10 protein-coding genes and 1 pseudogene are annotated in these 8,307 nt (G+C 71.6%); 7 read left to right on the forward strand and 4 right to left on the reverse strand.

Translation table 11 applies throughout. The features are described from left to right. The 5 genes and pseudogenes from CCN44_RS37730 to CCN44_RS37750 form a co-directional block, all read left to right on the forward strand. Positions 1-656: pseudogene (locus CCN44_RS37730) on the forward strand (histidine kinase); the annotation flags it as partial. Then, entirely contained in the window at positions 653-1,150 is a 498-nt protein-coding gene (locus CCN44_RS37735) for a roadblock/LC7 domain-containing protein (RefSeq protein ID WP_059252575.1), read from the forward strand. The pseudogene CCN44_RS37730 and the gene CCN44_RS37735, both read left to right, overlap by 4 nt. Next, complete coding sequence (locus CCN44_RS37740; RefSeq protein WP_059252576.1) at positions 1,147-1,572, forward strand: DUF742 domain-containing protein; 426 nt, start codon at positions 1,147-1,149, stop codon at positions 1,570-1,572. Before CCN44_RS37735 ends, CCN44_RS37740 begins: the two co-directional genes overlap by 4 nt. Then, positions 1,553-2,209 carry a GTP-binding protein gene (locus tag CCN44_RS37745; RefSeq protein ID WP_059252577.1) on the forward strand — a complete coding sequence of 219 codons (657 nt, stop codon included), beginning with the start codon at positions 1,553-1,555 and terminating at the stop codon, positions 2,207-2,209. The genes CCN44_RS37740 and CCN44_RS37745 overlap by 20 nt, the downstream gene beginning before the upstream one ends. Positions 2,210-2,237: 28 nt before the next feature. Next, positions 2,238-3,491 (forward strand): styrene monooxygenase/indole monooxygenase family protein, encoded by a 1,254-nt coding sequence (locus tag CCN44_RS37750; protein WP_059252578.1) that lies wholly within the window; start codon positions 2,238-2,240, stop codon positions 3,489-3,491. Positions 3,492-3,603: 112 nt separating this feature from the next. Here the strand turns inward: CCN44_RS37750 and CCN44_RS37755 are convergent, their stop codons facing one another. From CCN44_RS37755 to CCN44_RS37770, 4 genes are all read right to left on the reverse strand, one after another. After that, positions 3,604-4,644 carry a C40 family peptidase gene (locus CCN44_RS37755; protein ID WP_086703294.1) on the reverse strand — a complete coding sequence of 347 codons (1,041 nt, stop codon included), beginning with the start codon at positions 4,642-4,644 and terminating at the stop codon, positions 3,604-3,606. Positions 4,645-4,762: 118 nt separating this feature from the next. Next, positions 4,763-5,065 carry a hypothetical protein gene (locus tag CCN44_RS37760; protein ID WP_086703297.1) on the reverse strand — a complete coding sequence of 101 codons (303 nt, stop codon included), beginning with the start codon at positions 5,063-5,065 and terminating at the stop codon, positions 4,763-4,765. Between the two features lie 4 nt (positions 5,066-5,069). After that, entirely contained in the window at positions 5,070-5,726 is a 657-nt protein-coding gene (locus tag CCN44_RS37765; RefSeq protein WP_086703300.1) for a TetR/AcrR family transcriptional regulator, read from the reverse strand. Positions 5,727-5,878: 152 nt separating this feature from the next. After that, positions 5,879-6,817 carry an AurF N-oxygenase family protein gene (locus tag CCN44_RS37770; RefSeq protein ID WP_059252582.1) on the reverse strand — a complete coding sequence of 313 codons (939 nt, stop codon included), beginning with the start codon at positions 6,815-6,817 and terminating at the stop codon, positions 5,879-5,881. Between the two features lie 124 nt (positions 6,818-6,941). Between CCN44_RS37770 and CCN44_RS37775 the strand changes: the two genes are divergently transcribed. Beyond that, positions 6,942-8,051, forward strand: coding sequence for a ferritin-like domain-containing protein (locus tag CCN44_RS37775; RefSeq protein WP_059252583.1), 1,110 nt, complete (start codon positions 6,942-6,944; stop codon positions 8,049-8,051). A gap of 54 nt (positions 8,052-8,105) precedes the next feature. After that, on the forward strand, positions 8,106-8,294 hold the full coding sequence (locus CCN44_RS37780) for a hypothetical protein (RefSeq protein ID WP_086703302.1): 189 nt from the start codon (positions 8,106-8,108) through the stop codon (positions 8,292-8,294). The last annotated feature ends 13 nt before the right edge of the window (positions 8,295-8,307 follow it).

Here is an 8,307-nt window from a genome sequence, read left to right on the forward strand (position 1 = left end):
CCGAGGAGGCCGCCGAGGAGGCCTCGGAGCAGGCACCGCAGGAAGCACCGGAGGAGTCGCCGGAGACGGCACCGGAGGAGTCGCCGGAGGAGGCCCACGAGCAGGCCGCCCAGCCCGCCCGGGACACGGAGACCCGCCCGAAGGCCCCGGCGGAGACCTACGCCGAGACGACGATGGAACTCCTGCTCCCGGACACCCCGGCAGAGCCGCCGCACCCGGCGACGGACCGGCCCGAGGACCCGGCGGCCGCCGACGGCGAGTCCGCCCCACAGGGGGCACCCGCACGCGACGACGAGACCCGCACGGTCGGTGCGGGCGGGAACCCGGACGCCGAAGGCGAAGCCGAGGCGACCGCCCCCGCCGAAGCGCCGCAGGCCGAGGCCGAGGCCGAGGCCGAGGAACGGCTCACCAGCAAGGGCCTCCCCAAGCGCACACCCAAGATCACCGCCCCCGCCGCCCCGCCCCGCCAGCGCAGCGCATCCGTCGACGCCGACGCCCTCCGCAGGAGGCTCGGCGGCTTCCGCCGCGGCGCCGAGGCCGGCTACCGCGACGTGGCGGCGGAGATCACCGAACAGACGGCCAACACCAAGCGGCCGACCAGTCACGCACACGCCGAAGAAGCCACGGGGGGCACAGCCGAGGAGGCAAGCAGTTGACCGCGCCCACTACCTACGGACTGAGCAGCGAAGCCCGCAACCTGCACTGGCTGCTGACCAACCTGGTCGAGGAAGTACCCGGCATCCAGTCCGTCGCCGTGGTCTCGTCCGACGGCCTGCTGCTGCTCTCGTCCGATCCGGGCCACACCGAGCAGTCCCGCCAGGCCCGCCCGGCGAAGGGCCCCCGCGGCTCCTCCGCCGACCTCGCCACCATCGTCTCCGGCATCGGCAGCCTCACCGTCGGCGCCGCGAAGCTGCTGGAGTTCGGCGGGGTCAAACACACCATGGTCGCGATGGAGGAGGGCAGCCTGTTCGTGATGTCGATCAGCGACGGCTCACTCCTGGGCGTGCACGGCAGCGCCGAGTGCGACATGAGCGTCGTGGCCTACCACATGGCGCTCTTCGTCGGCCGCGCCGGCCACGTCCTGACGCCCGAACTGCGCAGTGAACTCCGCAAGAACCTGGAAGCCGAGTCGACGGGGAGCGACCGATGACCGGCACCCCGAAGAAACCAGGGAAGACGCAGCTCCCGGTCCGCGGCGGCGACCGCAAGCCCGCCCGCGTCCGCCCCTACTCGCTCACCGGCGGCCGTACCCGCTTCGGCCACGTCCTCCTCGTGGAGACGTTCGTGGCGGCGCTGGAGGCGCCGGAGGAGCGCAAGGAACTGACGAATGGCTCCCTCGCCACCCGGGTGATGCCGGAGATGCGGGCCATCGTCGAACTGTGCCGCCGTATGCGCACGGTGGCCGAGATCGCCGCGCTGCTGAAGATGCCGCTCGGCGTGGTCCGCGTGCTCCTGAGCGATCTCGCGGACCAGGGAAAGATCCGTGTGTACGGCACCGGAACCGGTCACGGCACCGGCCGCCCGGACCGCGCTCTGCTGGAAAGGGTGCTGAGTGGACTCCGCCGTCTCTGACGCCACCGCCTCCTTCGGGGGCACCCCCCTCGTCGCCGGGTTCGCCGAGCCGGACGAGGATCTGAAGGCCTGGCAGACGGACCGAACCCGCGCGCCCATCGCGACCAAGATCGTGGTGGCGGGCGGCTTCGGCGTCGGCAAGACCACGCTGGTCACCTCCGTCTCGGAGATCACGCCGTTGCAGACCGAGGCGCTGATGACCGAGGCCAGCGAGGGCACCGACGACCTGTCGGCCACGCCGGGCAAGCTGACCACGACCGTGGCCATGGACTTCGGCCGCATCACGCTCGACGACGACCTGGTGCTCTACCTGTTCGGCACGCCGGGCCAGCAGCGGTTCTGGTTCATGTGGGACGACCTGGTGCGCGGTGCGATCGGCGCCGTCGTCATGGCCGACACCCGCCGCCTGAAGGACTGTTTCCCGGCGCTGGACTACTTCGAGAGCTGCGGGCTGCCGTACGTCGTCGCGGTCAACCACTTCGACGGCAGCGAGCGGTTCGATCCTGAGGACGTACGGGAGGCGCTGACGATACCCGCGCACATCCCTGTCATGATCATGGACGCGCGACGGCGGATCTCGGTGATCGAGACCCTCCTGGCCCTGGTGGCCCACGCGCTGGACGAAACCCCCGAGTAGTCCTCACCCCGTAGGAGGCACCACCCGCATGCGGAAGATACTCGTCGTCGGGGCCGGCCAGTCCGGCCTCCAGCTCGCCCTCGGCCTGCAGTCGCACGGCTACGAGGTCACCCTGATGTCCAACCGGACCGCGGACGAGATCCGCTCCGGCCGGGTCATGTCCACGCAGTGCATGTTCCACACGGCGTTGCAGCACGAGCGTGATCTCCAGCTGAACTTCTGGGAGTCCCAGGCCCCGAAGATCGAGGGGCTCGGCGTCTCCGTCGCCGCGCCCGGCTCGCACGACCCGGGTCCGACCCAGCGGGCGATCGACTGGGTGGGCAGGCTCGACGGGTACGCGCAGTCGGTCGACCAGCGGGTGAAGATGGCCGGCTGGATGGAGACCTTCGCACAGCGCGGCGGCCAGCTGGTCATCCACGGCGCGGCGGTCGGCGACCTGGACTACTTCTCCCGCACCTACGACCTCGTCCTGGTCGCGGCCGGCAAGGGCGAGCTGGTGTCGATGTTCGCCCGCGACCCCGAGCGCTCCCCGTACAGCGAGCCGCAGCGCGCGCTGGCGGTGGCGTACGTGCACGGGCTCGGCCCGCGCCCGGAGCACCCCGAGTTCGACGCGGTCCGCTGCAACGTGGTCCCCGGCGTCGGCGAGCTGTTCGTCATGCCGACGCTCACCACCTCCGGCCGCGCCGACATCCTGTTCTGGGAGGGCATACCCGGCGGCCCGCTGGACGTCTTCAAGGGCGTCAAGGACCCGGCGGAGCACCTCTCCCTGACCCTGGAACTCATGGAGCGGTTCACGCCCTGGGAGTACGCGCGGGCCACGAAGGTCGAACTGACCGACGCCGGCGGCACGCTGGCCGGCCGGTACGCCCCGACCGTGCGCAACCCCGTGGGCCGGCTGCCCGGCGGGGGACTGGTGCTGGGCGTGGCCGACGTGGTCGTCGCCAACGACCCGATCACCGGGCAGGGCTCCAACTCGGCGTCCAAGTGCGCGGCGGCGTACCTCGCGTCGATCCTGGAGCGCGGGGACCAGCCGTTCGACGAGGAGTGGATGCGGCAGACCTTCGACCGGTACTGGGCCACCGCCCAGCACGTGACGAAGTGGACGAACGCCATGCTCGCGCCGCCGCCGGAGCACGTGCTGAACCTCCTGGGCGCGGCCGGCGGGCTCCAGCCCGTGGCGGATCGATTCGCCAACGGGTTCAACGACCCCGCCGACTTCGAGGACTTCTTCTACGACCCCGAGAAGACGGCCGCCTACCTGGCCTCGGTGACCGGGGCCTGACGAGATCGTCCCCCTTGTGACACTTGTGGCGGCGGAGAGACGCGGGAGAACAGGGGTCGAAGGGGGACAAGCCGAAGGCGCCGCGATGCCGGCATGATCCGAACGACAGGGCCTAGCCCCGCCCCGCCGTGCCGGGGCGCACCGCGCCGAGGATGGGGTAGCTGGCGATCGGGGAGACGGTGACCTTCTCGCCCGGTCTGGGCGCCTGGACGACCTTGCCGTCCCCCACGTACATCGCCACGTGCGTGGCCTCGGGGAAGTACACCACCAGGTCGCCCGGCCGGAGCCGGTTCAGCGGGACCTTCCCCAGTTGGTCCCACTGCTCCTGGCTGGTGCGCGGGACCGGCGTCCCCGCCCGGGACCACGCCTGCGAGGTGAGGCCCGAGCAGTCGTACGCGTCCGGCCCCTTCGCCCCCCACCGGTACGGCTTGCCGATCTGGTCCATCGCATAGCGGACCGCGCGGTCGCCCGCCGGCGAGGCCGGGGCGTCGGCGGGAAGGGCGCCCGCGGTGGTGAGCCGCTGCTGGGCCTCGGTGACCCCCTGCTGTTCCAGGCGGGCGATGGCGGCGAGCTGGTCCGGGGTGAGAGCGGCCAGCAGGCGTTCCACGTCGGCGAGTTTCGTCCGGACGTCGTCGCGCTGCCGCTGCTGCCGGCCGGCCAGGCCGAGCTGGGTGTCGAGGGCCTTGCGGGCCGCACGGGCCAGCGCGTCCTTGCGCTTCTCCGCCGTGGCCAGCCGGGTGACGGTACGGGCCCGCTCGCGGGCCAGCTCGCCGATGACATGGCCCTCGTCCAGTGCGTGCTGCGGGTCGGGCGCGAGGAGCAGCCGCACGTACGGGCCCAGGCCGCCGCTGCTCTGGTACTGCTGCCGGGCCAGCCGCCCGGCGTCGGTGCGGCTGCCCTTCAGGGCGAGCCGGGCGCGGGCCAGTTCGCCGTCCAGCCGGGCCACCTCGGCGCGCTGCCGCTCCAGCTGCTCGGTCGTGGCGTTGTAGGTCTCGGTGGCCTGTTCGGCCTGCCGGTACAGCCGCTGAAGGTCCGTCAGCAGCTGGGCCACGGACCGCTGCGGGTCGGGCGTGGCCGCGGCGGGCACCGGCACGAGGGCGGCCTGGGCCGCCAGTACGGCCGCACCGGCCAGGGACAGAAGGGCTCTTGACACGTCGTCACCTCTGCGGGAAGGAGGGGAGGGCGGACTCTCCGCCGTCCGTCGCAAAGGTGATAATCAGACGTGTCGGTGCGGTACCGGGGGGAGGCCTGCGCGGTTCGGCCCAGCGGTTTCACCCGTTCGCGTCATCCGGCTTGCCGGACGGCGCGGCGTCCGGCTTCGACCAGGGCCAGCGGAGCTTTCCGCCGGACCGGTCGTCCGGGGCGTACTGGTACTTCCATCCCTGGACCAGCCCCAGCCGCCTGCTGTGCGCGCGCGGCACCCGGCGGTAGACCAGCACGGTGGGCGGGCCGCCCGCCGGGTCCGGGACGGGGATGCGGTACGTCTTCGGGGGGTGCCCGGTGGGGCCGAGCAGTACGGGCAGCACGCGCCCGTCCATGGGGCCGCCCTCGAAGGGGGTGTCCTGGCTCTTCACAAGGTCAGTCTCGGCCATCCTCGGCGAGCGCGTCGACGAGGACGGCGGTCTGCGGATCGCGGCCCGCGGTGACCGTGAGAACGGCCACGAACTGCTCCACGAGCCAGTCGCGCAGCTCCCCGGCCGGGGGCTGCTTGCCCTCGTCCAGCCAGATCAGGGAGGCCGCCTCGACGGCCGTGATCCACGTCCGGACGGTCATGCGCAGCCGGGGGCCGGGGTCGGTGACGCCGAGGTGCTCGTAGATGTGCTCGGCGGCGGACCGGCGCACCCCGTCCACGATGGCCGTGGTGCGGGAGGTCTCCACCACGCTGCCGCCCCGGAGCAGCGCGCTGAAGCCGGTGTCGTGCTCGTCCACGAAGGCCAGATAGCGGTCCAGGGCGCGGGACAGGCGGGGCAGCAGGGGGCCCTCGCGGGGTTCGCCGAAGCACTGCTGGAGCACGTCGGCGGCCGACCGCAGCGCGGCCTCGTACAGCTGCTGCTTGCCGCCCGGGAAGTACCGGTACACCAGCGGACGCGAGACTCCGGCCGCCTCCGCCACGTCGTCCAGGGAGACGTCCTCGGGGGTGCGGTGGGCGAAGAGGGAGAGCGCCGCGTCGAGGAGCTGGCTGCGTCGCTCCTCGACACTGAGCCGACGGTATGCGGGGGTGGCCGACGGGGTCATGAGCGCCAGCCTAATCGCCGCGGGGGCGCTGCCACATCGGCGACCGCGGCTCCGTCGTGGCTGGTCGCGCAGTTCCTCGCGCCCCTTCGGGGCGCTGGTGGCCGCGGGCGGTCCTGCTTCCCCGGGGCGGCCCGCCCTCGCCCGGCCGCTGCCTACGCCAGCAGGCCCGACGACCTCCACAGGCGCCGTCCCACGCCCCGCAGGACCCCGATGTCGTCCAGGAAGTCGGTCAGCCGCTTCGCGCCCGTCTGCATGATCTCCCGGCGGTGGGCGCTGGCCTTCACCTGGGCCATGGCCTCCCGCTTGTCCAGGCCCACGTTCGTGTAGACCTCGGGGTTGATGAACGCCACCGAGAAGACCCGGGCGAACTCGCCGGAGGTGACCCGGGTGAACTCCTGGGACCACTTCGGCGCGGTCACCATCTGGCGGCGCAGCTCCTCACGGGCGTACCGGACGTGCCGCGCCTCCTCGACCACGTGGATGCGCGTGACCCCCCGGACCAGCGGCTGCACCCGCTCGTCCGGGAACGTCAGCCGCTGCATCCAGTCCAGGACCTCCTCGCCGAGCAGCGTGGCGGTGAAGGAACCGGGGGTCGTGGAGATCGTCTTGAACAGGCGGCCGAGGGTCTGGTGCACCCGGCTCACCGGGTACCAGGGCGTGTCCCCGCGCGAGATCAGCCGCGCGAACATCTTCGAGTGCCGGCACTCGTCCTCGATCTCGGTGAGCGCGTACCGCACATGCGCGCTCGTCGCCGCCTTGTCGTAGATGTGCCGGACGAGCAGCTGCATCAGGATGATCTCGAACCAGATGCCGAGCGAGGCCAGCGCGGCGGCCTCGTGCTGGGACAGCAGGATCCGCTGCTCCTCGCTCATGCGCTGCCACATCGGGGTGTCGTAGAGCGACACCAGCTCCGGCGGCCAGAACCACTTGCCCTCTTCGAAGGGCGCGTCCCAGTCCAGCTCCTTGTCCGGGTCGAAGGAGTGCTTGGCGGAAGAGACGAGCAGCCGTTCGGCCACCTGTTCCCGGTCCTTGAGCAGGCCGAGCGCGTCGCGCAGCCCGTCCAGCGCGTCCGCTTCCGTCAGGGTCGTCATGGCTCCCTCACCTCTGTTACCCGGGGGTAGTCGTCCTGACTCTTATAAGACTGCTTGTCAGCAAGACCGTCAATCCCTCGCGCGCAACTTGTTGACTCGGCGTCTACGTGTGAGCCTGCGGGGTATGCCGACGCACGACCTCTACGCCAACCCTCCGGGCGACTCCTCCTGGCAGGTGCCCGCCGCCGGTGCCGCCCGGTTCAGCTGGGAGTACGACGACGGACGCGACCGTCTTCTCGCCCTGTACCAGAAGGGCAAGGACAAGCAGTGGGACGGGCGGACCCGGATCGACTGGGACCTGGAGGTCGACCCGTACGACGCCCTCGGCACCCCCGAGGAGGCGATGTCCCTGTACGGCACCCCCTACTGGGCCAAGCTCTCCGAGAAGGACAAGGGCGAGCTGCGCCGGCACTACGCCTCCTGGCAGTTCAGCCAGTTCCTGCACGGCGAGCAGGGCGCCATGATCTGCGCGGCCCGGATAGTGGAGTCGGTGCCCGACCTGGACGCCAAGTTCTACTCCGCGACCCAGACCATGGACGAGGCCCGGCACGCCGAGATCTACGGCCGGTTCCTGCACGAGAAGATAGGTCTCGTCTACCCGATCAACGACAACCTCCAGTCGCTGCTCGGCGACACGCTGCGCGACAGCCGCTGGGACATGCCCTACCTCGGCATGCAGGTGCTGATCGAGGGCCTGGCGCTGGCCGCCTTCGGCATGATCCGCGACACCACGGACAAGCCGCTGCCGAAGCAGATCCTGACCTACGTCATGCAGGACGAGGCCCGGCACGTCGCCTTCGGCCGGATGGCCTTGCGCGACTACTACAAGCAGCTCACCGACGCCGAACTGCGCGAGCGCGAGGAGTTCGTCATCGAGGGCTGCTACCTGATGCGCGACCGGCTGCGCGGGACGGAGGTGCTGGAGAACTTCGGCATCCCGAAGGCCGAGGCGGAGGCGCTGAGCGAACGGTCGGAATTCCTCCAGCTCTTCCGGAAGCTGCTGTTCAGCCGCATCGTCCCCTGCGTCAAGGACATCGGCCTGTGGGGCGAGCGGCTCCAGCGGGCCTACGCGGACATGGGCGTGTTCGAGCTGGGCGACTCCCGACTGGACCTGCTGATGGCCCAGGACGAGGAACTGGCCGAGCGGCTGGACGCCGAGCGCTTCGCCGCCGAGGAGCGGGAACGGGTGGCCGAGGTGGAGGCGGCGATCGAGTCCGGGGCGGCGGAGGACTGACCGGTAACGGGGTGCGGCACCCGTTTGTTCACCCGAGTGCAGTAGCGTGCTGGCGTGTCCATGCCTCCACCGCCGCAGAACCCGGGCCCGCACGGCCAGCAGCCCCCGCAGAACCCGGGTCCGTACGGCCAGCAGCCCCCGCAGGCCCCGGGTCCGTACGGCTCGCCGTACCCCCAGCAGCCCTACCCGCCCCAGCAGCCCTATCCGCCGCAGCAGCCGTACCCCGGCTGGGGCGGCGGATAGGGCTGCTGGGGCG

Origin of the sequence: Streptomyces tricolor (genome assembly GCF_002155905.1) — a bacterium.
Taxonomy (GTDB): domain Bacteria; phylum Actinomycetota; class Actinomycetes; order Streptomycetales; family Streptomycetaceae; genus Streptomyces; species Streptomyces tricolor.

Coding starts and splice junctions, on each gene's coding strand:
- CCN44_RS37740 (WP_059252576.1), top strand. CDS start 1,147: ATGACCGGCACCCCGAAGAAACCAGGGAAGACGCAGCTCCCGGTCCGC.
- CCN44_RS37750 (WP_059252578.1), top strand. CDS start 2,238: ATGCGGAAGATACTCGTCGTCGGGGCCGGCCAGTCCGGCCTCCAGCTC.
- CCN44_RS37765 (WP_086703300.1), bottom strand. CDS start 5,726: ATGACCCCGTCGGCCACCCCCGCATACCGTCGGCTCAGTGTCGAGGAG.
- CCN44_RS37770 (WP_059252582.1), bottom strand. CDS start 6,817: ATGACGACCCTGACGGAAGCGGACGCGCTGGACGGGCTGCGCGACGCG.
- CCN44_RS37775 (WP_059252583.1), top strand. CDS start 6,942: ATGCCGACGCACGACCTCTACGCCAACCCTCCGGGCGACTCCTCCTGG.